Genomic DNA, 22,360 nt, shown 5'->3' with positions numbered 1-22,360 from the left:
TGGGCGGGTGTCGGCGGGGCGTTCGAGGCCGGGCGGGTGCCGGCCGGGTGGGCGTCGTCGACGGTGTCAGCGCAGCGCGTCCTTGCGGAGGAAGTGCTTCAACCGTTGCCACGTCCAGGTGTTGACCACGTCCTCGGCGGTGAGCCAGCCGCGCTGCGCCGTGCCGATGCCGAACCGCGGGTAGGCCAGGTGCGGGGTGGCGTGGGCGTCGCTGTCGATGCTGAACCGGACGCCGTGCCGCCTGGCCCGCAGGATGTCCTCGTCCCGGAGGTCGAGCCGCTGCGGGGAGCTGTTGATCTCGATCGCGGTGCCGGTGCGCGCGGCGGCCTCGAACACCGCGTCCAGGTCGACGTCGATCGGGCCGCGGCTGCCGATCCGCCGGGTGGTGAGGTGGCCGATGACGTGCACGTACGGGTTCTCGCAGGCCCGGATCAGCCGACGGGTCTGGGCGGCGCGGTCGAGGGTGAAGTGCGAGTGCACGGAGGCCACGCAGACGTCGAAGCCGGCCAGGAACTCCGGCGGCCAGTCCACCCCGCCGTCCGGGTCGATGTTCAGCTCGGTGCCGTGCAGCAGCCTCAACTTCTTGTGCCGGTCGGCCAGTCGGCGCACCTGCTCGCGCTGGGCGAGCATCTTCTCGTCGGTCATCCGCTGCATGACCAGGTTCGGCGCGTGGTCGGTGACGGCGAAGTAGGAGTAGCCGCGGGCGGCGGCGGTGTCGACCATCTCCTCCAGGGTGGCCAGCCCGTCGGTCAGGTCGGTGTGCGTGTGCAGGTCGCCGCGCAGGTCGGACTCCTGGACCAGGTCGGGGAGTTCACCGTTCAGGGCGGCCTCGATCTCGCCCCGGTCCTCGCGCAGCGTCGGGGCGATCCACGGCAGGCCGAGCGCCGCGTACACCTCGTCCTCGGTCTCCGAGACCACCTTGGCGCCGCCGTCCACCTCGAACAGCCCGTACTCGGAGAGCTTCAGCCCGGCCCGCACGGCCATCGTGCGCAGCTTGATGTTGTGCGCCTTCGAGCCGGTGAAGTAGACCAGCGCCGCGCCCCAGTCCTCCTCCGGCACGACCCGCAGGTCCACCTGGACGCCCTGGGTGGTGCGCACCGAGGTCTTGGTCGTCCCGCTCCCGATCACCTCGGCCACGTACGGGAGTTCGGTGAGCGCGGCCATCAGCGGGGCGGAGTCCTCGGCGGTCGCGAGCACGTCGATGTCACCCACCGTCTCGCGCATCCGGCGCAGCGAGCCCGCGTACGCGCAGCGGGTGCAGCCGGGGACGGCGGAGAGTGCGGCGACGAGCTGATCGGCCAGCTCGGTGGCGGTGTCGAGCAGGGTCCGGCCGCCGGACTGCCGCATCAGCTCGATGCCGTGCAGGATCTTCTCGCCGCTGCGTTCGCCGAAGCCGGCCAGGTCGGACAGCTTGTCGGCGCGGACCGCGTCGGCGAGTTCGTCCACCGAGGAGATGCCGAGGTCGCGGTAGAGGGCCAGCGCGCGCTTGGGGCCGACGCTGGGGACGGCCATCATCTCCCGCACGCCGGCCGGGATCTCGGCGCGCAGGTTCTCCAGGGCGGTGATCCTGCCCGAGCCGAGGTACTCGGCGATCTTCTCGGCGGTGGACTTGCCGACGCCCGGGATCTGCTGCAGACCCTTGACGTCCAGGCCCGCGAGGTCCTCCGGGTGGCCGCCGACCGCTCGGGCGGCCTTCTCGTAGGCGCGGGCCCGGAAGGCGTCCCCGCCGGTGATGTTGATCAGGTCGGCGTACTCCTGGAGCAGCTCCCTGACCTGGTCGTTGAGCCGGGGCATGGGGCAAGTCTAGGTTCGGCGGGGCGGGTTCGCCGGGTGTGGGGCGTCGCCCGGGGGAGGGCGTCGCGGGGGCCGTCGGGGCCGTCGGGGCCGTCGGGGCCGGTGCGCCGGTCGCGCCGGGAGCGCCGTCAGTCGTGCGCGACGGTCAGCAGCAGGACCACGGTCAGTCCGCCGCCCGGGGTGGACTCGACCGCGAGCCGGCCGCCCGCCGCAAGCACCAGGCTGTGCAGGGCCGGGCCCACCGGGCCGCCGGGCCGAACGCCCCCGAGCAGCCCCTCGCGGGCGCCGGGCGGCTCGTGGGTGCCCCGGTCCGAGATCCGGATCTCCACCCGGCCGCGTCCCCCGCCGCCGTACGGGCCGCCGTCCCGGGCGCGGTCGCGGGCGCCGTCCCGGGCGCGGTTCCGGCCCCGGCCGCGCTCGCGGTCCGGGTCGTGCTCCCGGTCGCGGGTCGAGGCGGTCGGGCCGGGACGCCGCCCGCCGCCCGCCACCTCGGCGCGGACCAGCACCCGGCCGCCCATGGGGCTGCGCCGGATCGCGTGGTCGACCAGTCCTGCGAGGGCCGCCTCCAGGCGCCGGGCGTCCCCGGCCACCACCGGCAGCCCGGGTGCGATGCGGACCGTGACGGTCGCGGAGCGGCCGCCGCCGCGCACCACCCGGCGGACCACGTCGGCCACCTGGACGTGCCGGGCCGTCGGCTCGCAGCCGGCCTGCCGGCCGGTCCACCGCAGCCGCTCCAGCTCCACGCGGGTGAGCGCCCTGGGCGCGGTCATGGTGCCGGACTGGAACGGCCCGGGGCCCTCCTCGGCCTCGACGGCGACCGGGCCGCCCGCGCGTCCGACGGCGCTCCTGCGTCCGGCGCCGCCCGCGCCGGACGCGCCGCCGAACGCGGCGAGCGCCCGGGCTCCCGACGCGACGTAGCCCCACAGCCTCCCGTGTGCCATCGCCCTGCCCCTCGTGCCTCACCGGCGGCCGTCATCGGTTCCGCGGCCGACCGGGGCGGGCCGCTTCCCCGGCCCTCCTGCCAGCCTGCGCCCCGCCCGCCCAGGTGACAATCCCGCCCCGGGACGCGAACCCGGCCCGCGCCCCCGCCGAGCGGCCGGTGGGGCACCCGCCGAGCGGCGGGGCGGCCCCCGGTGACCAGGCCCTTCCGGGATCCGTGGGAGGCCCGGGGCCGACCGCAAAGAACTCTTCGCAGAAAACCCTTTGCAAAGGATCCTTTGTGGTTCTAGGCTCCTGCCATGACCGAGGACAGCGGCTGGAAGCACAGCGACGACCCGCACATCGCCATCACCGCCAGGGGCATGAAGGCGATGGCGCACCCGGTGCGCATGCAGCTGGTCGGGCTGCTGCGCAAGCAGGGCCCGTCCACGGCGACGAGGCTCGCCGCACAGCTGGGGCTCAACTCCGGGGCCACCAGTTACCACCTGCGCCAGCTCGCCGCCGCGGGCTTCGTCGAGGAGGACCGTGAGCGCGGCAACGCCCGTGAGCGCTGGTGGCGTTCGGCCCACCGGCTCACGCTCTGGACGGGGGACGACATGGCGGACGAGGAGCCCGACACGGCCGTCGCCTTCCTGCGGTCCGTCCTGGCGGTGCACAGCCTGACCGGCCAGCGCGCGCTGGACGCCTTCGAGACCATGCCGCGCGAGTGGCGCCGGGTGACGGATCTCAGTGACCTGATCCTGCAGCTCACTCCCGTCGAGGCGGAACAGCTGACCGGCGAGCTGTCCGAGGTGATCGGGCGCTACCGCCGGATCGACGCCGACGGGCCCTTCCCGGAGGGCAGCGAGCAGGTCTCCGTGATCGTCCACGTCCTGCCGGATCCGAGCGGCACCACCACCGAGGGGGAATCCGCATGACCAGCACCACCGTCGACGTCGGCACCGCCGGCACCGTCGACCCGCCCGCGCGCAGCTTCCGGCCGCTGGTCGGGGTGCTGACCGCCACGGCCGTCTCCGTGACGGGCACGCGCGTCTCGGCCATCGCCCTGCCCTGGTTCGTCCTGGCCACCACCGGCAGCGCCACCATGACGGGCCTGGTCGCCTTCGCCGAGATGGCGCCGTACGTGCTGGTCAAGGCACTGACCGGGCCGGTGGTCGACCGGCTCGGGCCGCGGGTGGTGTCCTGGACGACGGACGCGCTGAGCGCCACCGCGGCCGGGCTGGTCCCGCTGCTGCACGCGCAGGGGTTGCTCCCCTTCTGGGTGCTGCTGGTGATGGTCGCGGTGATCGGCGCGATGCGCGGCCCGGGGGACTTGGCCAAGTCGGTCATGGTCCCGGAGGCGGCCGACCGCGCCCAGGTGCCGATGGAGCGCGCCACCGGGCTGTCCGGCGTCACCGAGCGGCTGGCCTCCACGATCGGTCCGGCGGCGGGCGGCGGGCTGGTCGCGCTGATGGGCCCGCTGGCCGGGCTGGCGGTCAACGCGGCCACCTTCGCCCTCGGGTCGCTGATCATCGCCCTCGCGCTGCCGCGCGGCATGGGGCGCCCGGCCCTCCCGGGCGCGGCCACGGGGTCGCCCGGGTCGGCGGGGGAGGGCGAGCAGGGCACCGGCTACTGGCGGATGTTCCGCGAGGGCTTCGCCTTCCTGCGGTCCGAGCCGCTGCTGCTCGCCGTGACCGTGATGGTCGGCATCACCAACCTCCTCGACGCGGGCTTCATCACCGTCCTCGTCCCGGTCTGGGCGCGGGAGTCCGGAAACGGACCGGCCGCCATCGGTCTGACCACCGGAGCTATGGGCGCCACGGCCGTCGTCGGCAGCCTGATCGCGGCGGCCGTCGCCTCCCGCCTGCCCCGTCGGACGGTCTTCTTCGTCGGCTTCCTGCTGTGCGGCGCGCCCCGGTTCGTGGTGCTCGCCCTGGGCGCGCCCATGTGGGTGGTGCTCACCGTCTTCGCGATCGGTGGTTTCGGCTCCGGCTTCCTCAACCCGATACTCGGCGCGGTGCTCTTCGAGCGGGTGCCCCGCCACCTGCTGGGCCGTGTCCACGCCCTCGGTGACTCCCTCGCCTGGGCCGGGATCCCCCTCGGCGGCCTCGTCGCCGGTGCGGCGGTGGCCCTGGTCGGCCTGATACCCAGCCTGCTCGGAGCGGGCGCCCTCTACTTCGCCACCACGACTCTGGCCGGACTGCGGCCCGAGTGGCGAGAGATGGACAAGCTCCGGGGCCACTCGGCAGGCTCGGGCGGCGAAGCCACCGGGAGCACGCAGGTGGCGGACGACAGGTGGGAGCCGGTCCCGACGCACTCGTAGGCGCCGTTCGCCGGGCCGTTGGCGGGGCGGATTCGCGGGGCCGATTCGGGGAGCCGTTCGGGGGGCCGTTCACCGGACCGGTCGGGCGATCCGCTCGGCGCCCTCCGCGACCGGCGAGTGGCCCGCCCACTGGAACAGCAGGACACCCGCCAGGGCGGCGAGGGCGCACCAGGTGGAGATGAAGGCGAGCCGCCAGAACAGGGCACAGACCAGGGCCCCCACGGCGGTGACGAGGCCGAGGCGGCGCAGCAGCCGGTCGCCGCTCGCGAGGAGGGAACCGACCGTGGCCAGGAGATAGCCGGTCAGGAGGACGGCCGGGTGCGGGATGCCGACGGCGTAGACGAGGGTGTGGCCGTGTGCGGTGGCCGCCACCGGGTGGGAGGCGACAGCAACGGCGAGCGGGACGGCGACGGCCGCGCCCAGCAGGGTGAGCGCCGCGAGCACGCGCCGACGGGGTCCGGTGGTCGCGCACCACACCCCGGCCGGGACGAGCACGGGCAACAGCGGAAGGGCGATCACCGCCCAGGCGGTCCGGGCCGCTCCGGCGAGGGCCGGCGACAGCTCACCGTCCGTACCCAGCCAGACCAGCGCCTCGATCAGCTGGTGCAGACCCAGCACCAGAGGAAGCGCGGCGAGCAGTAGCCGCTCCGGGTGGCCCGCCCGACGGGCGCGGACCAGACACGCCACCCCGGCCGCCGCGACCACCCCACCGGCCACGGCGTCCGCCTGCGCGCTCCAGCACATCGAGGCCTCTAGCCGGACTTCCCGTGTCCGTCGCCGGGGCCGCCGGGGGGCCCGCTGCCGGGGTCGCCGGATGTGTCGTCGGGTCCGTCGTCGGGGCCGCCGTGGGATTTGGTGCCGTCCTCGGACCGGCCGTCGGGTCCGTCCGCCGACCGGCCCTCGGAAGGCCCGCCCGTACCGTTCGCCGAACCGCCCCCCGCGCCGTTCTCCGCGTCGGCCTCCGCACCGGTCTCAGGGGCCGCCCCGATGCTCTCCAAGGTGTCGCGGACGGTACCGGGCATCGCCGGGTGTCGGCCGATCACGATCACCCCGACGACGATCGCGAGCATCCCGGCCGACTGCCAGGCCAGCGCGCTCGGAGTGGTCCGCAGGCGGTCGCCGAGGAAGCCGACCGCGCAGGCGATCCCGGCCAGCGGCTGGGCGGCGGTCAGCGCCGGCAGCGACATCCGCAGCGGCGCGGCCTCGAAGGCGCTCTGCACGAGCAGCAGGCCGACCACGCCCGCCACGACCACCGCGTACGGCTGCCAGCTGCGCAGCACGGCCGACAGCCCCTCGTGGTCGAGGCGTTGGGTGGTGGTCCGGGTGAGCGCGTCCTGGAGGCCGTAGAGCAGTCCGGCCGCGAGTGCCAGCAGCGTCGCCTCCTCGAACAGCGGCAGCCGCCGGGCCATCGACACCAACAGCACGACCAGTCCGACCACCGTGCCGACCACCAGCCAGTGCCGCAGCTCCCCGGCGGGCGCCCCACCGCCCGTCGGCTTCCCGGCCACGATGAAGGCCGTCACCCCGAGTCCGAGCAGCAACACCCCGGCCCAGCCCGAGCGGCCCAGGGTCTGACCGGTCAGCATCCGGGCGAGCGCCATGGCGAACAGCAGATTGGTGGCCAGCAGCGGTTCGACCAGGGAGACCTCGCCCTGGTTGAGCGCGAGCGCGGAGAGGATCAGCCCGCTGACCATGAACCCGGTGCCGAGCAGCCATTGGGGCATCCGCATCAGGTCGAGCAGCAGCCGCCATCGCAGGAGGTCGGCACGGGGGGCCCGCTGCGCCGCGTGCTGCTGGAGGACGAAGCCGAGACCCAGACAACAGGCCGCGCTGAGGGCGAGAAGGAAGACCGCCACAGGGGGACCACCAGGTTGTCGCTGCCCGCGCCGCGCCGACGGGTTCGAGGTGGATACGCGGTCGCGGCCCGCTTCCGTCAGCGTACCGCCGGGGCGTCGGCCGGGCCGATCGGACACGACGCGCGGGCGCCGCCCCGAACGCCCGCCGGGCCGGCAGCCGAGCCGCTGCGGGCGGCCGGGCTGCCGGCCGGGCGGTGCCACGGCGCGTGCCGGTACTGCCGTGCCCGGTGCCGTCCGCCGCGCTTGCCGCTACGGGCGGGGCAGGCGCACGCTGGTGTGAGCGGCCGCCACGGGTCACCGTCCGTGCCGCTCAGGACAGGCGCGACGGGGGCCGGCGCCAGGAGGTGTGGCATGCACAACCAGTGGGACGTGGAGCTGACATTCGACGAGGACGGCGTGCACACGGCGTGCGACGCCAGGCTGACGGGCGCGAGGGCGCCGGGTCTGAGCGCGCACGGCGAGGCCGTGAAGAGCGCCGACGACCGTCCGCTCGCCAGGATCGGCGAGGAGGTCGCGGCCTCCCGCGCCCTGGAGGAACTGTCCCGCAAGCTGCGGGCGCAGGCCACCGGGGAGATCGACGACGAAGGACACCGTCCGGGGTACCTGATCTACTGACGGTGGCCACGGCCGGCACCTACTGGCGGCGACGGCGGGCACGGTCCGGGCGGCGCGGTCGTACGGTCCACGGCCGTCCCCGCCCAGAGCGGCCCGCTGCGGCGTGCGTGGTAGGGCTCTCCTCCGTGGCTCGCCCACCGGGGGCTGTCCACCAGGTAGGGAACGGGGTGCGGCTGCGCCGGTCCGCCGTCGAGCGCAGCGTCTCCTCCCCGGCCCGGTAGGCCTCGGGCAGCTCGGCAGCCGTACATGCTGACGCGATACGCGCGGCCGACGACGTCCACGACGTCCACCGTGCCCACGGCGCCCACGGCGTCGTCCGTTCGGCCGCGGTACGGCCCGGGTGGCGGCGACGCCAGGCCCCCGCCGTCACATCCCACGGCGTCGTCGCACCGGCCACCAGCCGGTCCGGCTGGTGGCGCAGCACTCAGCGCTCGATGGTGTCCAGTCGGGTGGCGCGGAACCGGCGAAGCGCCGGCCCCGGCCTCCACGCCCCGACCGCCCCAGGCGAGCTCGGGGCGGTCGTGACGCACTTTCAGCACCTTCAACCGGCGCGCGCCGGTGCCCGCTCGGTGAGGGGCAGGCCGACGGGGCGCCGTCGACCGGGGGCCGCCGACCGGAGGCTCCGGCCCGGAGCCGGCAGGGCATCCGGGTGTCCGGTGCCGGGCAGCGTACGGTCGGCGCTCCCGCTGCTGCTGCTGCCGACGACGGGAGGGTGCGGTGGGTGCCGGCGGGCAGCAGTCGGTCGTCAGCCCCTGGAGAGGAAGTCGACGAGGCGTCGGTTGACCTCGGTGGCGGCGGCCATCGGCAGGTTGTGGTGGGTGGCGTCCGGGAGGACGGCGACCTCCGCCGACGGGAGGGCGCGGCGGGCCGTCTCGGCGACGCGGGCCGAGTGGTGGGTGCGGCTCCGGGCGGCGAGGAGGGTGAGGACCGGGGCGGTGAGGGCGCCGAGGCGGGCGGGGGTGGGGCGGGGGCCGGTGACGACCCGGGAGGCCGGGAAGTCGGCGTAGCCGAGGGCGTAGACCTCGCGCCAGTCGGGGTCGAGGTGGGCACCGCCGCCGGTCTCCCAGTCGAGGAAGGAACGGGCGCGGTCCGGCGTGCGGCCGGGGAGGAAGAGGGGGACGGCGTGCAGCAGGTAGCCGGGGCGGAAGCCGGCGAAGCACAGGTTGGGGTCGAGCAGGGTGAGCCGGCCGACCCGCGCGGGGGCGTGCAGGGCGTACTCCAGGGCGATCCAGCCGCCGTACGAGTGGCCGCAGAGGTCGGCCTCGGGGACGTCGAGTCGGTCGAGCACGGCGTCCAGCCAGCCGAGGAGTCCGGGGACGCCGTCGAGTGCGGTGCCGTCGTGGACGCTGCGCCCGGGGTCGCCGATGAGGTCGACGGCGAGGACGCGGTGCCCGGCTTGGGCCAGGGCGGCCGCGTTGGCGAACCACATGGTGGAGGTGGCGCCGCCGCCGTGGAGGAGGACGAGCGGCCGACCGTCCCGGGGGCCGCAGGCGTTGATCCGCGTGGTGCCGTGGTCGGTGCGGACGGTGAGGGCCTCGACCGGGGCGGGCCAGCGGGCCAGCAGGGTGTCATAGGCGGCGAGGAAGGTGGCGGTGCGGGCGGACAATGTCGGGCCTCCGCGGGTGTGGTGTGATGGCGTGCGGAACCACTCGCTCGGCAAGTATCTCGCCGAGTGAGTGTCTCGCTCAACAACTATCTCGCTGATCGAGAGAATCATGACACGGGCCTGCCCGAGGGAGGACGACAGGGTGTCCGAAGCTGAGGAACCGATGCGGCTGGTCCACCTGCTGCGCGGTCTGACGGTCGAACTCGACCTTTTCGGGGCCGAGTTCGCGTCCCGCAACGGTCTGCATCCGACCGACCTGCGCGCGCTGATCCACCTGCTGGACGCCTCCCGGGCCGGGGAGGTGGTCACCCCGGGCAGGCTCGGTGAGGCGCTGCACCTGAACTCGGCCGGCACGACCGCTCTGGTGGACCGGCTGGAGCGGCTCGGGCTGATCCGCCGCGAGCGCGACCCGCAGGACCGGCGCAGGGTGCGGCTGCTGGTGGAGGAGCGGGCGATGGAGCTGGGGCAGGGCTTCTTCGGCGGGTTGATCGGCGATCTGCTCGCCGGGATGCGGCGGTTCGACCCGGCGGAACTGGCCACGGCCCGGCGCTTCCTGGAGGCCATGACCGGGGTGGTCGCCGCCGCCCGCCAGGACCGGTAGGGAGCGTCTTGGCGGTCATCTGAGCCAGGTGAGCGTAGGACCGCCAGGGGGAGGCGGGGCCTACGCCGGCCCGAGGGTCCAGCTGATCACCGACAGCGTCGCCATCGACGCCAGCGTCGACCAGAGCACCGCGTCCCGGGCGAGCACCGTGCCCTGCCCGTACTCGCGGGCGTAGGTGTACACGTTCTGCGCGGTCGGCAGTGCGGAGAACAGGACGACGGTGAGGAGTTGGTGGGCGGGCAGGTGGAGCAGCGGGCCGGCCACGGCGAGCGCGACGAGCGGCTGGAGCAGGGTCTTGATCGCGACGGTCAGTCCGACCTCGGCCCGCCGGGAACGGCCGTCCGCCGGCGGTCGGTTGTGGAGCGAGATGCCGAGGGCTATCAGGGCGGTCGGCACGCCGGCGCCGCCCAGCAGTTCGCAGGAACGATTCAGCTCGGCGGGCAGGTGCACCCCGGTCGCCGAGACGACGGCGCCGAGTGCGGTGGCGAGCAGGATCGGGTTGCGCACCGGCAGGGTCACCAGGGCCCGGCGGCCGGCCGCGCCACCGTCCAGCACGGCGAGGACGGCGGGGGTGACCAGCAGGATCTGGAACAGCACCACGGGCGCCACGAAGGAGGCGTCACCGACGACCTGCACGGCCACCGGGATGCCCAGGTTGGCGGAGTTGACGTACCCCGAGGCCATCGCGCCGATCGCCAGTTCGCCGGGCTTGCGCCGGAAGAGGAAGTGCCCGGCGAGCAGTCCGAGGCCGGTCGCGACGGCGGTGCCGGCGGCGAAGGCCAGCATCGACGGGTTCGCGAAGCGCCCCAGCGGGGTGCGGGCGATCATCAGGAAGAGCGCGGCCGGCATCGCCACGTGGAAGACGAACCGGTTGAGCACCGCCTCGGCGTGCGGTCCGAGCAGGCCGGTGCGGCCGACGAGGTAACCGACCGCGGTGAGCGCCCAGATCGGGGCGAAGCCGGACAGCAGCGGATGCAGGGATGGCATGGTTCCTCGGATCGCTCGGACGTGTCTGCCGGGTGCGGCGGGGATCGCCCGCCGGAGGCTTCGACCCGCGAGCCGGTGGACCCCCTGAGCCGCTGAACCCCCGGGGCAGTAAACCAGTGGCCGCCGGCCCGGCGATCACGGGCCTACGATGGGCGAGCAGCCGAGTGGCGACGCGAGGGGTGAACCGTGGAGGACCAGTACCTGAGCCTGTCCGAGGTGGAGGCGATCGCACGCCGCGCCCACCGGGGGCAGGTGGACAAGAACGGCCACCCGTACGGCGAGCACATCGCGGCGGTCGCGCACGGGACGGCCGCCCGCGGGGGCAGTGAGGCGCAGATCGCCGCGGGCTGGCTGCACGACACGGTCGAGGACGACCGGTTGAGCCGGGAATGGCTGGCGGGGGCCGCGTTGTCCGAGGAGACCAAGACGATCGTGGACGCGCTCACCCGGCGACCGGAGGAGCCGCTGGAGGAGTACACCGCGCGGATCCTGGCCACGCCGGGCGCGCTGTTGGTCAAGCGTGCCGATCTGGCCCACAACTCCGACCCGGCCCGGCTGGCCTCGCTGGACCGGGCGACCGCCGAGCGGCTGGCCGCCAAGTACACGCGGATGCGCGAGCTGCTGGGGCTGACGGGGGAGCTGTGACGCCCGGCGGGCTTCCGGCTTCCGGCTTGCGGCCTCAACGCGGGGCGGGCCGTAGCGGAAGGGTCGTCGCGGCAGGCCGGGGTGCCCGGGGAACCACGAGAGGGCCCGGGCCCGCGGATCGCGCGGGTCCGGGCCCTCTCGGGCACCCCGGTGGTCCCTGTCCGACCCCCGGGGTGAGGGGAGTGGTCAGGGGCAGGAGGGAATCAGTGAGCCGATGGGGTCCGGCTTAGTACCAGTGGTGGTTCTGCCAGAAGGACCAGGCGGCGTTCGGGCTGCCGTAGCGGGAGTTCATGTAGTCGTAGGCCCACTTGATCTGGGTCTTGGGGTTGGTCTTCCAGTCGGCACCGGCCGAGGCCATCTTGGAGCCCGGCAGTGCCTGGCCCAGGCCGTAGGCGCCCGAGCTCGGGTTGGTCGCGGTCACGTTCCAACTGGACTCGTGGGAGATGATCTGGTTGAACGAGGCCAGCTGGCTCGCCGGGACGATCTGGGCGGCGATGGTCTTCGGGGACACGGTGGCGGCGTTCGCGGTGGCGGGCAGGACACCGGCGCCCAGGGCGGTCAGACCGGCGGCGCCGGCAAGAATCGCGGCCGAAGTACGCATACGGAGCTTGAAAGCGGGCATGAAGAAGAAGACCTCAATCAGGTTGGGCCGAGTCACGCCCCGCCCAGGACCACGGCCGGACAGGGGCCGAAACGGTTGCGGGGCGTGACTCAGCGACAAGCCATTCACCGGCGGGACAGGAGCCGGTGTGGCTGGCGACGAGAGCCATTGTTGACAGACCGGATCGGCCACCGCCAAGACCCTCTCGTTACGACCGACAGTCGTAGGCGAGCGGCCGCCGTGGATTCGAAGGGCCGGTCGCGCGGAGCGCGCGGACCGGCTCTGACGTGTGCCGACGTGAGGGGCTCGGGGGGCGGGCCGATCGGGCCGATGGTTCGGGCAGGCCTACTACGGTCCGTCGTGGACGTTGATTCCGTGTGAGCGCACTCACCGTTTGAGTCCCGGAAGCCGTCACCCGCGGGTCCTGCGGGAGCACTTTGGGTACAGACGATCAACCCGGTGCTGAGACCGGCACCACACCCGGAGCGCGCGATCGCCGCAGGTCACACCCACTTCCGAGCGGGCCCGGTCAGCGCAGGTCGCCCAGCCGCCGGTGCCGTACCGCCCGGGCCGCGAGCCGGTCCGTCTCGGTGGACGCCGCGAGGGTGCCGAGCGTCGTGCCGACCGCGTGTCCGAGCCGGGCGCAGAAGGCCTCCGGCTCGTCGGCCGCGTCCGGCAGCTCCGGGACCACCTCGTCCACGAGCCCGACCTCCGCGAGGTGGTGCGCCCCGATCCCCTGCGCCCGGGCCAGCTCGGCGGCATGCACGCCGTCCCGGTGGACGATCGCCGAGGCGCCCTCCGGTGGCAGTGGCGCCAGCCAGGCGTGGCCGGCGGCGAGCACCCGGTCGGCCGGGAGCAGTGCGAGCGCTCCGCCGCCCGAGCCCTGGCCGAGCAGCACCGCGAGGACGGGGGTGCGCAGTGCGAGCAGGGTGGTCAGGCAGTGCGCGATCTCCACCGCGATGCCGTCCCGCTCGGCCTCGGCGGACAGCTCGGCCCCCGCTGTGTCCACCACGGTCACCAGGGGGAGCCCGAGCTGCTCGGCCAGGCGCGCGGTACGGCGGACGGCCCGAAGATCGTCCGCGGTGAACGGGCGCTCGTGCTCCGCGGACTGCCGTTGCTGGCCGACCACCAGGACGGGCCGGCCGCCGAGGACGGCGAGCGCGCGGACCAGGGCGCCGCCGCGGCCACCCGGGGAATCCAGCAGCACCAGCTCCTCGGTGGTGCGCCGCAGCAGCTCGCGGGTGCCCGGGCGGTCGGGGCGGCGGGTACGGCGGACGGAGTCCCAGGCGTCCGGGCGCCCGGGTGCGGCGTCGGGGGCCTCCGCCGGAGGGGTGCCCGTGCCGGTGTCCGCGGCCGTGTCCGTATAAGGGGTGTCCGTACAAGGGGTGTCGGTGGAAGGGGCGCCCGGGGGAGGCGGCGGCGTCGCGGTGAGGACAGCGAGCGTGCGGCGCACCAGCTCGCGCAGCTCCTGCGGCGGGACGACGGCGTCCACCAGTCCCCGCGCGGCCAGCGTCTCGGCCCGCTGGACATCCGGCGGCAGCTCCACGCCGCGCAGCTCCTCGTACACCCGCGGGCCGAGGAAGCCCAGGCGGGCGCCCGGTTCGGCGAACACCAGCTGGCCGAGGGTGCCCCAGGAGGCGAAGACCCCGCCCATGGTGGGGTTGCGCAGATAGGTGAGGTAGGGCAGTCCCGCCGCGCGGTGGGCCTGGACGGCGGCGGTGATCCGCAGCATGCAGAGGAACGCCGCGGAGCCCTCCTGCATGCGGGTGCCGCCGGAGACCGGCAGGGCGAGCAGCGGCAGGCGCTCGGCGGTGGCGCGTTCGACGGCCCGGGTGATTCGCTCGGCGGTCGCGACGCCGATCGAGCCGCCGAGGAAGCCGAACTCGGAGGCGACCAGGGCGAGCGGCCGTCCGTCGATGAGGCCGCGGCCGGTGAGGACGGCCTCGTCCAGGCCGGTGCGCCCGCGGGCCCGGTCGAGCGAGGCGCGGTAGTCGGGGTCGGCGGGCGGGCCGGGCGGAGGTTCGTCCCAGGAGCGGAAGCTGCCGGGGTCGACCAGCAGGCCGATCAGCTGGTGCGCGGTGGGAGCGGTCGGCGTGGTGTGTCCGGCCGATGCGGCCTGCGCCGCAGCGGCGGGCGCCGGAGGGGTGGTCCGCGCCTTGTCGTCGTCCTCGTTCGCCGCCATGCCCACCCCGTCAGAGATCGTTCCGGTCCGTCGTGATCCGTCACTCTATGCGGCGCGGTCCGGGCGCGGCGAGAGCCCGCGGAACGGGGCGGGACGGCCTCGACGCCAGTTCGATGGCGGTCGACCCTTGAACCGTCGGGATGGTTCGTGGACGGCGCTGGAGGAGAGTCGATGCGGTCGGGATACGGTCCAAGTCGCCTCAGGTAAAGGGGAGTTACCCGCTGGTTAACATTTGGAAGGAGGGCTTCCGGAGTTGACGGTGTATCGCCACACTGGGGGACATGACTCGCACTCTACGCGCGTGGAAGTCCCGCGCTGCCGCCGTCACCGCCGTCGCCCTGATGACCCTCGCGCCGGTCGCCGTCGCCACCGACGCGCACGCCGTCAGTGGTTCGGTGTGCCTCTCCGCACTCCCGTCCGAGGCCGCCGACACCCTCGACCTGATCGCCTCCGACGGGCCGTTCCCCTACTCCCAGGACGGCGTGGTCTTCCAGAACAGAGAGCACGTCCTGCCCAGCGAGTACTACGGGTACTACCACGAGTACACCGTCGTCACCCCGGGCTCGCCGACCCGCGGCGCCCGCCGGATCGTGACCGGCCAGAACTACCAGGAGGACTACTACACCGGCGACCACTACGCCACGTTCTACCTGGTCGACCAGAGCTGCTGACCCTCCCGGTACGGCGGTGGCCCCGGCGCACTTCCCCGCCGGGGTCACCGTGGTACCGCCGCGGCGCCGCTGCCGGACCACCGCCGTACCCCTCATGACCCGCCGGACCGCCGCCGTACCCCTCATGACCCGCCGGACCACCGCCGTGCCCGCCGTGCCCTGCCGCACCCCGGAGGTGCCCGGCCGTCGCGGGCGCAGCCCCGGTCAGAGCTCCGACGGCCCCCAGGCCTCCACCACCAGCTCGTCCCCGACCCGCAGCGTGCCCGGCCGCAGCACGGCGAACTTGCTGCCGAACGCCACCCCGCCCGCCGCCGCCCTGCGGTACCGGGCCAGCGTCCGCAACGGCTCCGGGCCGACCTTGGCACCGCTGGACTGGTCCACCATCGTCACCGCGCAGCGGATCGCCAGCTTGGCGTAACCCAACTCGGCGCCGCCCACCGCGATCCGTCGGGTCAGGTCCTCGGTGTGCGGCTCCGACCAGCCGTCCACCACCAGGTTCGGGCGGAACCGCTCCGCGGACAACGCGGGAGCGCCGGACACCGCGTTGAAGCCGTCCAGCGTGGAACGGGACAGCAGGTGCACGGCGCAGCTATCGGCGTAGCCGGAGGTGCCCGGGGTCAGGCCGTCCGTCACCCGGTCGTGCTCGGGCGGCACCCGGACCAGCCGGCTGCGCGCACCCAGCACCTCGGACAGCCAGCCGGCGGCCTCGTCGCCCTGGTCGATGCCGAGGAACGGTGCGCCGAACAACCGGACCTCGCGGCGCGGCCCGTCGGAATCGACCCCGACCGCCACCGGCTCCACCCCCGCGGCGGCGAGTCGCAGCAGACGCCCGTCGTCCTCGACCGCCGGACGGACGGCGGCCAGCAATGGGTCCCGGCGCTGGGAACGGAACACGCCCCCCTCGTCCACCACCATGAACGCCCGGTCGTGGGCCAACCCCGCCCGGGTCAACTCGGCCCGCTCCACCGAGACCCCGGCACACCCCTTCACCGGGTAGTACCGCAACTCCGTCACCCTCGCCATGACTTCCCCCGATCATCCTGGACTCGACGACTCCGTAGGGTAATTGAGAGACGTGACAGGAGGTGCGGGTGTGACCCGGCGGCGTGCACGCGGTGACGGGGGGCGGAGCCGCCGGACGGCACGCCGTCCCCGACCACGCGCTTGCTAGGGTCGGGTGCATGGCACCGAGCAGCGCGAACCCTCCGGGACGGCTCCGGCGAGACGCGCAGCGCAACCGCGACCTGCTGCTCGCCGCCGCCCGCGACATGTTCTCCCGGCACGGCCTGGACGTGCCGCTGGACCAGATCGCCAAGGAGGCCGGCGTCGGCAACGCCACCCTCTACCGGCACTTCCCGACCCGCGAGGAACTGATCGGCGAGGTGTTCGCGGACGTCGGCGCCGGCCTGGCCGCCGCCGGGGAGGAAGCGCTCTCCGCCGAGGACGCCTGGACCGGCCTCGAACGGTACTTCGAGCAGATCTTCGCACTCGTCGCCGCCGACCAGGGCATCAACGACCTGGTCACCCAGGCCATTCCGGTCATCCCCGGCATGATCGAGATCAGTCGGCAGCACGCCACCACTGTCGGCGGCCTCATCGCCCGCGCCCAGGAACAGGGCACCATGCGCCGCGACGTGGGCACCATGGACCTGCTGTTCCTGCTGGGCCCGCTCTGCCGCGCCCTGCCCGCCACCACCGAGCTGCGCCCCGACCTCTGGCGCCGCTACCTCGCCCTCCTCCTCGACGGCTTCCGCACCCAGGCCACCCACCCGCTGCCGGTCCCGCCGATCGGCGAGGAACACCTCGACCGGATGTTCGCGGACCTCTGGGAGGCGGAGCCCCCGCAGGCCTGAGCGAGCGGCCTCCGGGGCGCGGTCCCCTCGGCACGGGGTTCTTCGGCGCGGCTTCCCTTGATGCGGGGTTCCTCGGCATCAGGGACGCGTACGGAACGGCAAGCTCCGCGTCAGGGCCTCGTCAACGGGCGGCGGGCGCGCGGTCGCGGGGCGTTTTGCTGAGGTGCGACGGAGCGCTCGCACGCGGATGGTCCGCCGGTCGGGCCGCTTCGACCGGTTCGGCCGCGGCGAGGGTGCGGCAGGAGAGGCAGGGCGGAGCATGGCGGACAGCGCGGACGGCGTCGACAGCATGGCGGGCACGGCGGGCGTGGCCGGCGAGGTCGGCGGTGCGGACGAGGGCCGGATCGTGGTCGGCCTCAGCGGCTCGCTCGGCAGCCTCGCCGCCCTCCACCACGCCGTCGCCGAGGCCCGGCGCACGGACTCCGAGGTGCTCGCGGTGCTCTGCTGGACGCCGCCGGGCGACGAACTCGGCTACCGCCGCACCCCTTGCCCGCCGGTCATCACCGCCGGTCGCGACGACGCCGTGGCCCGGCTGCGGCAGGCCCTCGACGAGGCCTTCGCCGGCCGGTACGCGGGTGTCCGACTCCGCTGCCAGGCCGTCCGGGGCGACACCGGCCACACCCTGGTGCGGTGCGCCGACCGCTCCGGCGACCTGCTCGTCCTCGGCGCCGGGCGCGAACGCGGCCGCCTCGCCCGACTGGTGCACCCCTCGGTCACCGCCTACTGCGTCCGGCACGCGACCTGCCCGGTGCTGGCGGTCCCGCACCCTCCGTTGCTCCGGGACCTGCGGACGCTGGAGCACGGGTACCGTCGGTGGGCGCCGGCGGCGCGGAACTGACCGGCGGGTGACGGCGGGTGGATCACGGCCGGTGGATCACAGCCGGTGACCCGCGATCCGCCGCAACGGCCGGAGCGGGCAGCCGTCCGTGCCGTACCCGCCGTCGCCCACCTCGCGGTGGCGGCGGACCAGCCGATCGTCCCGTCCGGCCACGACAGCCCCCCGTGTCACGACAGACCGGCCGCCTGGGCGAGTACGGCGGCGGTGCGGCGGCCGGCCTCCAGGGTGTCGGCGTCAGTGGCGGGGAGGCAGCGCCGGGCCTCGGGGCTGTAGGCGGTCATCACCACGCCGGCGTGGTCGGTGGGGAGTTCGAGCAGCGCGGCGGTCGGGACGGCAGCGGCCAGCTTGCGGGTGTGCTCGACGTCCACGATCTCGTCCGCCGTGCCGTGCACCAGCCAGATCGGGACCGGGGAGGGGCCCGAGGTCAGGTGGTCGATCGGGGCGTCGCCGGTGGTGACGGCCGGGTCGGTGTACTGCGAGGCGATGCCGACGGCGGCGCTGGGGCGGAGTTCGGCCGGGGTGTCCGGGTGGGTGGCGACCGCGATCGCCTCCCGGCCGCCGAGCGACCAGCCGGCCAGCACGAGGCGCGCCGGATCCCCGCCGAAGGCGGCCGCGGTCCGGCGGGCATGCGCGAGGGAGGCGCGGAGTTCGGCGGCGCCGCCGTCCGCCTGCCGGCAACTCCAGTCCGGGACGAGCACCAGCAGCCCGCGGGCGGCGGCCTTCCGGGCCAACGGGCGCAGCACATCCCGCTCGTTCGGGCCGCTGCCGTGCCAGAGCAGGACGACGGGAGCCGGCCCGGCGGCACCCGTGGTCGGCCGGTGCACGTCCGACAACCGCCCGTCCGCGTACGGAACGACCTCGAATGGTGCGCTGTCCATGAAGGGTTTGCCTCCGATTCGGTGACTGATCACTGAGCTGGTACTGTACTTCCTGTCGCGAGGGAGATGATTCCTCGTCAGGCGTCAGTGGTGCTACCAGAGCACGTCCTACTTTCAGTAGGAAGAGTCCGTGCAATCCGGGCCTGGCGCTCTACATTCGGATGGGGTTCGGTGCCTTTCAGGGGTACCGGGCCCCATTCGTGCTTTCCGAGGGTGGGGTTTGCGGGTGGGTGTTTCCCGGGATTCCGTATTCGCTCGTTGGGGTGCTAATGTTTCTCCTGTCGCGAGGGAGATGATTCCTCGTCAGGCGTCAGTGGTGCTACCAGAGCACGTCCTACTTTCAGTAGGAAGAGTCCGTGCGACCCGGGCCTGGCGCTCTACATTCGGATGGGGTTCGGTGCCTTTCAGAGGTGCCGGGCCCCATTCGCGTTTTCCAGGCGGGCCAGTTCCTCGCTGCTGAGTACCAACTCCCCTGCGGTGGCCGAGTCGCGGATCGTCTCGGGGCGGCTGGCGCCGGGGATCGGGATGGTGACCGGGGAGGTGGCCAGCAGCCAGGCGAGGGCGACGCGCTGCGGGCTGACTCCGCGGTCGGCGGCGACGGCGGCGAATTCCCGGCCGGCCCCGCCGAGTTCGGCGGAGCGGCCGATGCCGCCGAGGGGGCTCCACGGGAGGAAGGCCAGGCCCAGTTCGGTGCACAGGTCCAGCACCGGCTGGTGCTTGCGGACGGCGGGGGAGTACTCGTTCTGGACGGAGACCAGGGCGTCGCCGAGGATCTCCCGGGCGAGCCGGACCTGCGCCACGTCGACGTTGGAGATGCCGGCCGCGCGGATCTTGCCCTCCTCGTAGAGCTCCCGGACGGCGCCGAGCGAATCGGCGTACGGGACGTTCCGGTCCGGGTGGTGCTGCTGGTAGAGGTCGATCGCCTCGACGCCGAGGCGGCGCAGTGAGCCCTCGCAGGCGCGCTTGAGGTGGGCCGGGTCGCCGTTGACGGTCCAGGTGCCGTCGCCGGGGCGGCCGCGGCCGCCCTTGGTGGCGACCAGGACCCGGTCGGCGTCCGGGCCGTAGGCGGCGAGGGCCCGGGCGATCAGTTCCTCGTTGTGGCCGTACTCGTCGGCGTGCCAGTGGTACGAGTCGGCGGTGTCGATGAGGGTGACGCCGGCGTCCAGCGCGGCGTGGACGGTGGCGATGGCGCGGGCCTCGTCGGGGCGGTTCTCGACGGAGAGCGGCATCGCGCCGAGGCCGATGGCGCTGGTCCGGACGGTGCCGAGGAGGCGGGTCGTCGTGGTGGTGGTCATGCGGGGAGCTCCTGTCCACGGGTGGCGGCGATCAGGCCGGGCAGCCAGTCGCGGGTGTGCGAGAGGGGGTGGCCGAGCCGGCGGGCCCGGGAGTTGTCCATGCCGTAGTAGCGGTCGAAGGAGAACGGCGAGGCCTGCTGCCCGGGTTCGGGTGCGGCGGTGCGGTACGGGCGGCCGGCGGCGAGCAGGTCGCAGAGGTCGGTGGCGGTCAGTTCGCCGTCCGAGGCGAGGTTGACGGGGCCGGTGAACCGTTCGCCCGCCGCCCAGGCGAGGAAGGCGGCGGCCTCGTCCTCGTGGGTGTAGGAGGAGGGCAGGTTCTCCGGGTGCACCAGTACGGGCAGGCCGGCCTCGATCCGTTCGGTGTAGTGGGCCAGCCGCCCGGTGAAGTCGGCGGTGCCGAGGACGTGCCCGAGCCGGACGGTGACGAACGGGAAGGGCGCGCCGCGGGTGAACACGGCCTCCGCCTGGCGCTTGCCCTCGCCGTACGAGGACTCGACGAACTCGGCTTCAGTCCAAGGGAGTTCGAGTCGGACCGGCCACTCGGCCGGGTCGACGGCGGACTCGGCGAGCCGGCGGTCCGCCGGGCGGGGCTCGCCGGTGTCGTAGACCTCGATCGTGGAGGTCATCAGGTAGCGGCCGGTCCGTCCGGCGAAGGCGCGGACGGCGAGTTCGGCCTGTTGCGGGGTGTAGCAGACCTGGTCGATCACCGTGTCGAAGTCCTGCCCGGCGAGTGCGCTGGTCAGCGCCGCCTCGTCCGTACGGTCGGCGACGAGCCGGGTGACACCGGGAGGCGGCGGTGTCGAGCCCCGGTTGAGCACGCTGACCCGGACTCCGGAGTCGCGCAGCCGGGTGACCAACTGCCGTCCGAAGTAGCGGTTTCCCCCGATGACGAGCACGTTTTCCATGCCCACAAGTGTTATGGTGCGGCGCGGTTCGATGAAGGGGTGATCATGGGAGTTCAGGCGCTGCGACCGAAAGACCGACGGCAGTCCGGGGGTTCGGCCGACGATTCGTCGGTGGGCTCCCGGAGCGGCGTCGGCGGGGGTCTGGACGCGGTCGACCTGGGGCTGCTGGAGCTGCTCCAGTCCGACGGGCGGATCACGCTCAGCGAGCTGGGCCGGCGGGTCAACCTCAGCCCGGCCGCGGTCGGCGAGCGGGTGCGCCGGCTGGAGGCGAGCGGCACGATCACCGGCTACGCGGCCCTGGTCGCGCCGGAGCGGCTGGGCTACGGCATCCGCGCCTTCGTGCGGGTCTCGCCGCACGCCCGGATGACGGTGAAGTACCTGCGCAGTCAGGACCTGCTGAGCCGGCCGGAGGTGCTGGAGGTGCACCACGTGATCGGCGAGGACTGCTGGGTGTTCAAGGTCGCCGCCCGGGACACCGCCCACCTGGAGGAGCTGATCGAGGCGATCTCGGTGCTCGGCCGGACGACCACCTCGGTGATCCTGTCGTCGCCGGTGGACCAGCGGGCGCTGCTGCCTTCGGACTGACGGAGCGCCGGAGGGCACGCGGGAACGCGAGCGAGGACGTACGCGGGAACGCGAGCGAGGACGCGTTCACGACGGCTGCCGGTCGGAGCCCAGCTCGCGCGAGATCCGCAGGCCGACCTGCGCCACGACCGGCCCGAGCGCCCGCACCCGGGCGGCCGTCATCCGGGAGGTGAGCCCGGAGACGGAGAGCGCCGCCGTCACCTCCCCGGTGTGGTCGAAGATCGGCGCGGCGACGCACCGCACCTCGGGCTCGTTCTCCCGGTCGTCGATGGAGTAGCCGCGGGCGCGGATCCGGGCGAGGTCGGCGCGCAGCCGGCTCTCGTCCGAGATGGTCCAGGCGGTCATCGGGCGCAGGCCGGCCGTGACCACCTCGGTGACGGCCTCCTCCGGCAGCCAGGCGAGGATCGCCTTTCCGGTGGCGGTGCAGTAGGCCGGGGCCCGGCTGCCGACCCGGGAGGCCATCCGGACGTTGGTCTCGTCCTCGACCTTGTCCAGGTAGACGATCCCGGGCGCCTGCCAGACCGTCAGGTGGACGGTCTCGCCGGCCTCGCGCTGGAGCCGGCGCAGGTGTTCGGCGGCGACGCTGCGCAGGTCGAGGGTGGTCAGGTAGGCCTGGCCGAGCCGCAGGGAGCCGTGGCCGAGCCGGAACCAGCCGGTCTCGCGGTCGCGGTCGAGCAGGTGCTCGTCCAGCAGCGGACCGGCCAGTCGCAGCACGGTGCTCTTGTTGAGGCCGAGGGCTTCCGCGAGTTGGGCCAGCGGCACGCCGCGCCCGTCGCCGTGGTCGCGGACGTGGCCGAGGACGGCGAGCGCGCGGCGCAGCGAGGAGGACTGGTTGCGTTCGGTCGCGGGCTTCCTGGGTGCCGTCTCCGTCATGGGTCGTTTCCCTGCTGGTGTGTTCCCGGGTGTGTTCCCTGGTGGGTTCTGCCGCCGCTCCTCCGCCTTCCGTCGTCGGCGGCGTCGTTGGCGTCGTTGCCTCCGCGGTCGTCGGCGGCGCCGGCCGTGGCGGTGGTCAGAACGTACCCGTTCGCGGTCGGAACGCCGCATCCTCGACACAACGTTGTGCAGTGCAAAACTTTCGCCGACCCCCTCTTGTTGGCGCCGATCGCCCGCGCCTAACGTCCCTGCCATCGAGCAGGCGACGTCGCCGCACCCGGGCGCTGCGCCCTGCCCCACCCCCACCACTTCACCCACCATCGGCCCCGGTCAG

The 22,360-nt window shown here is 74.0% G+C and carries 21 protein-coding genes and 1 pseudogene; 9 read left to right on the top strand and 13 right to left on the bottom strand.

Translation table 11 applies throughout. The features are described from left to right. Window positions 1–66: 66 nt before the first annotated feature. Window positions 67–1,794 (bottom strand): DNA polymerase/3'-5' exonuclease PolX, encoded by a 1,728-nt coding sequence (gene polX / locus ABT048_RS30525; protein WP_350524771.1) that lies wholly within the window; start codon window positions 1,792–1,794, stop codon window positions 67–69. 128 nt (window positions 1,795–1,922) lie between these two features. Further along, a complete protein-coding gene (locus ABT048_RS30520) occupies window positions 1,923–2,735 on the bottom strand; it encodes a histidine kinase (RefSeq protein ID WP_350524770.1) in 813 nt (270 codons plus the stop codon). Window positions 2,736–3,032: 297 nt separating this feature from the next. Here ABT048_RS30520 and ABT048_RS30515 point away from each other — a divergent pair, with 297 nt between their 5' ends. Both ABT048_RS30515 and ABT048_RS30510 read left to right on the top strand, forming a co-directional pair. After that, window positions 3,033–3,650 (top strand): ArsR/SmtB family transcription factor, encoded by a 618-nt coding sequence (locus tag ABT048_RS30515; protein ID WP_350524769.1) that lies wholly within the window; start codon window positions 3,033–3,035, stop codon window positions 3,648–3,650. Continuing rightward, the gene (locus ABT048_RS30510; RefSeq protein WP_350524768.1) at window positions 3,647–5,035 is read left to right on the top strand and encodes an MFS transporter; all 1,389 of its coding nucleotides are present in this window, start codon (window positions 3,647–3,649) and stop codon (window positions 5,033–5,035) included. Before ABT048_RS30515 ends, ABT048_RS30510 begins: the two co-directional genes overlap by 4 nt. A gap of 69 nt (window positions 5,036–5,104) precedes the next feature. On the opposite strand, the gene ABT048_RS30505 is transcribed toward ABT048_RS30510, so the two are convergent. Both ABT048_RS30505 and ABT048_RS30500 read right to left on the bottom strand, forming a co-directional pair. Beyond that, window positions 5,105–5,779, bottom strand: a complete 675-nt coding sequence (locus ABT048_RS30505; protein WP_350524767.1) for a DUF6629 family protein — start codon at window positions 5,777–5,779, stop codon at window positions 5,105–5,107. Between the two features lie 272 nt (window positions 5,780–6,051). Beyond that, a pseudogene (locus ABT048_RS30500) lies at window positions 6,052–6,891 on the bottom strand (DMT family transporter); the annotation flags it as partial. 351 nt (window positions 6,892–7,242) lie between these two features. Here ABT048_RS30500 and ABT048_RS30495 point away from each other — a divergent pair. Then, window positions 7,243–7,506 (top strand): dsRBD fold-containing protein, encoded by a 264-nt coding sequence (locus ABT048_RS30495; RefSeq protein WP_350524766.1) that lies wholly within the window; start codon window positions 7,243–7,245, stop codon window positions 7,504–7,506. A gap of 745 nt (window positions 7,507–8,251) precedes the next feature. Here ABT048_RS30495 and ABT048_RS30490 read toward each other — a convergent pair. After that, a complete protein-coding gene (locus ABT048_RS30490) occupies window positions 8,252–9,112 on the bottom strand; it encodes an alpha/beta fold hydrolase (RefSeq protein ID WP_350524765.1) in 861 nt (286 codons plus the stop codon). Window positions 9,113–9,275: 163 nt separating this feature from the next. Here ABT048_RS30490 and ABT048_RS30485 point away from each other — a divergent pair, with 163 nt between their 5' ends. Then, window positions 9,276–9,713, top strand: a complete 438-nt coding sequence (locus tag ABT048_RS30485; protein ID WP_350524814.1) for a MarR family winged helix-turn-helix transcriptional regulator — start codon at window positions 9,276–9,278, stop codon at window positions 9,711–9,713. Between the two features lie 60 nt (window positions 9,714–9,773). Here ABT048_RS30485 and ABT048_RS30480 read toward each other — a convergent pair whose 3' ends face one another. Beyond that, window positions 9,774–10,700 carry an AEC family transporter gene (locus ABT048_RS30480; RefSeq protein ID WP_350524764.1) on the bottom strand — a complete coding sequence of 309 codons (927 nt, stop codon included), beginning with the start codon at window positions 10,698–10,700 and terminating at the stop codon, window positions 9,774–9,776. Between the two features lie 186 nt (window positions 10,701–10,886). On the opposite strand from ABT048_RS30480, the gene ABT048_RS30475 reads away from it, so the two are divergent. Continuing rightward, the gene (locus tag ABT048_RS30475; RefSeq protein ID WP_350524763.1) at window positions 10,887–11,345 is read left to right on the top strand and encodes an HD domain-containing protein; all 459 of its coding nucleotides are present in this window, start codon (window positions 10,887–10,889) and stop codon (window positions 11,343–11,345) included. A 226-nt stretch (window positions 11,346–11,571) separates the two neighbouring features. Here ABT048_RS30475 and ABT048_RS30470 read toward each other — a convergent pair whose 3' ends face one another. Together ABT048_RS30470 and ABT048_RS30465 are read right to left on the bottom strand one after the other, a co-directional pair. Then, complete coding sequence (locus tag ABT048_RS30470) at window positions 11,572–11,946, bottom strand: aggregation-promoting factor C-terminal-like domain-containing protein (RefSeq protein ID WP_350524762.1); 375 nt, start codon at window positions 11,944–11,946, stop codon at window positions 11,572–11,574. A 529-nt stretch (window positions 11,947–12,475) separates the two neighbouring features. Beyond that, a complete protein-coding gene (locus ABT048_RS30465; protein ID WP_350524761.1) occupies window positions 12,476–14,128 on the bottom strand; it encodes a carboxyl transferase domain-containing protein in 1,653 nt (550 codons plus the stop codon). Window positions 14,129–14,409: 281 nt separating this feature from the next. Here ABT048_RS30465 and ABT048_RS30460 point away from each other — a divergent pair, with 281 nt between their 5' ends. After that, complete coding sequence (locus ABT048_RS30460; protein WP_502894095.1) at window positions 14,410–14,799, top strand: ribonuclease; 390 nt, start codon at window positions 14,410–14,412, stop codon at window positions 14,797–14,799. 204 nt (window positions 14,800–15,003) lie between these two features. Here the strand turns inward: ABT048_RS30460 and ABT048_RS30455 are convergent, their stop codons facing one another. After that, a complete protein-coding gene (locus tag ABT048_RS30455; RefSeq protein WP_350524760.1) occupies window positions 15,004–15,822 on the bottom strand; it encodes an MOSC domain-containing protein in 819 nt (272 codons plus the stop codon). A 158-nt stretch (window positions 15,823–15,980) separates the two neighbouring features. Between ABT048_RS30455 and ABT048_RS30450 the strand changes: the two genes are divergently transcribed. Beyond that, window positions 15,981–16,652 (top strand): TetR/AcrR family transcriptional regulator, encoded by a 672-nt coding sequence (locus ABT048_RS30450; protein WP_350524759.1) that lies wholly within the window; start codon window positions 15,981–15,983, stop codon window positions 16,650–16,652. Between the two features lie 259 nt (window positions 16,653–16,911). Beyond that, a complete protein-coding gene (locus ABT048_RS30445; protein ID WP_350524758.1) occupies window positions 16,912–17,490 on the top strand; it encodes a universal stress protein in 579 nt (192 codons plus the stop codon). A 167-nt stretch (window positions 17,491–17,657) separates the two neighbouring features. Here the strand turns inward: ABT048_RS30445 and ABT048_RS30440 are convergent, their stop codons facing one another. From ABT048_RS30440 to ABT048_RS30430, 3 genes are all read right to left on the bottom strand, one after another. Continuing rightward, window positions 17,658–18,368, bottom strand: a complete 711-nt coding sequence (locus ABT048_RS30440) for an alpha/beta hydrolase (protein ID WP_350524757.1) — start codon at window positions 18,366–18,368, stop codon at window positions 17,658–17,660. Between the two features lie 404 nt (window positions 18,369–18,772). Next, on the bottom strand, window positions 18,773–19,663 hold the full coding sequence (locus ABT048_RS30435) for an aldo/keto reductase (protein ID WP_350524756.1): 891 nt from the start codon (window positions 19,661–19,663) through the stop codon (window positions 18,773–18,775). Further along, on the bottom strand, window positions 19,660–20,568 hold the full coding sequence (locus tag ABT048_RS30430; RefSeq protein ID WP_350524755.1) for an NAD-dependent epimerase/dehydratase family protein: 909 nt from the start codon (window positions 20,566–20,568) through the stop codon (window positions 19,660–19,662). Before ABT048_RS30430 ends, ABT048_RS30435 begins: the two co-directional genes overlap by 4 nt. Window positions 20,569–20,613: 45 nt before the next feature. Here ABT048_RS30430 and ABT048_RS30425 point away from each other — a divergent pair, with 45 nt between their 5' ends. Beyond that, window positions 20,614–21,153, top strand: a complete 540-nt coding sequence (locus ABT048_RS30425; RefSeq protein WP_350524754.1) for an Lrp/AsnC family transcriptional regulator — start codon at window positions 20,614–20,616, stop codon at window positions 21,151–21,153. A gap of 66 nt (window positions 21,154–21,219) precedes the next feature. Here ABT048_RS30425 and ABT048_RS30420 read toward each other — a convergent pair whose 3' ends face one another. Beyond that, a complete protein-coding gene (locus ABT048_RS30420) occupies window positions 21,220–22,026 on the bottom strand; it encodes an IclR family transcriptional regulator (RefSeq protein WP_350524753.1) in 807 nt (268 codons plus the stop codon). Between the last annotated feature and the right edge of the window lie 334 nt (window positions 22,027–22,360).

This window comes from Kitasatospora sp. NPDC096140 (assembly GCF_040303045.1).
Classification (GTDB): Bacteria; Actinomycetota; Actinomycetes; order Streptomycetales; family Streptomycetaceae; genus Kitasatospora.
Note: the sequence above shows the minus strand (reverse complement) of the source record. Positions and strands in the feature narration are given on the sequence as shown.

Bases quoted from the DNA above. Each gene is read 5' to 3' on its own strand.
- ABT048_RS30470 (WP_350524762.1), bottom strand. From the start codon at position 11,946: ATGCGTACTTCGGCCGCGATTCTTGCCGGCGCCGCCGGTCTGACCGCC.
- ABT048_RS30505 (WP_350524767.1), bottom strand. From the start codon at position 5,779: ATGTGCTGGAGCGCGCAGGCGGACGCCGTGGCCGGTGGGGTGGTCGCG.
- ABT048_RS30450 (WP_350524759.1), top strand. From the start codon at position 15,981: ATGGCACCGAGCAGCGCGAACCCTCCGGGACGGCTCCGGCGAGACGCG.
- ABT048_RS30420 (WP_350524753.1), bottom strand. From the start codon at position 22,026: ATGACGGAGACGGCACCCAGGAAGCCCGCGACCGAACGCAACCAGTCC.
- ABT048_RS30480 (WP_350524764.1), bottom strand. From the start codon at position 10,700: ATGCCATCCCTGCATCCGCTGCTGTCCGGCTTCGCCCCGATCTGGGCG.
- ABT048_RS30485 (WP_350524814.1), top strand. From the start codon at position 9,276: ATGCGGCTGGTCCACCTGCTGCGCGGTCTGACGGTCGAACTCGACCTT.
- ABT048_RS30520 (WP_350524770.1), bottom strand. From the start codon at position 2,735: ATGGCACACGGGAGGCTGTGGGGCTACGTCGCGTCGGGAGCCCGGGCG.
- ABT048_RS30495 (WP_350524766.1), top strand. From the start codon at position 7,243: ATGCACAACCAGTGGGACGTGGAGCTGACATTCGACGAGGACGGCGTG.
- polX (WP_350524771.1), bottom strand. From the start codon at position 1,794: ATGCCCCGGCTCAACGACCAGGTCAGGGAGCTGCTCCAGGAGTACGCC.
- ABT048_RS30510 (WP_350524768.1), top strand. From the start codon at position 3,647: ATGACCAGCACCACCGTCGACGTCGGCACCGCCGGCACCGTCGACCCG.
- ABT048_RS30430 (WP_350524755.1), bottom strand. From the start codon at position 20,568: ATGGAAAACGTGCTCGTCATCGGGGGAAACCGCTACTTCGGACGGCAG.
- ABT048_RS30435 (WP_350524756.1), bottom strand. From the start codon at position 19,663: ATGACCACCACCACGACGACCCGCCTCCTCGGCACCGTCCGGACCAGC.
- ABT048_RS30460 (WP_502894095.1), top strand. From the start codon at position 14,410: ATGACTCGCACTCTACGCGCGTGGAAGTCCCGCGCTGCCGCCGTCACC.
- ABT048_RS30455 (WP_350524760.1), bottom strand. From the start codon at position 15,822: ATGGCGAGGGTGACGGAGTTGCGGTACTACCCGGTGAAGGGGTGTGCC.
- ABT048_RS30515 (WP_350524769.1), top strand. From the start codon at position 3,033: ATGACCGAGGACAGCGGCTGGAAGCACAGCGACGACCCGCACATCGCC.
- ABT048_RS30440 (WP_350524757.1), bottom strand. From the start codon at position 18,368: ATGGACAGCGCACCATTCGAGGTCGTTCCGTACGCGGACGGGCGGTTG.
- ABT048_RS30465 (WP_350524761.1), bottom strand. From the start codon at position 14,128: ATGGCGGCGAACGAGGACGACGACAAGGCGCGGACCACCCCTCCGGCG.
- ABT048_RS30445 (WP_350524758.1), top strand. From the start codon at position 16,912: ATGGCGGACAGCGCGGACGGCGTCGACAGCATGGCGGGCACGGCGGGC.
- ABT048_RS30425 (WP_350524754.1), top strand. From the start codon at position 20,614: ATGGGAGTTCAGGCGCTGCGACCGAAAGACCGACGGCAGTCCGGGGGT.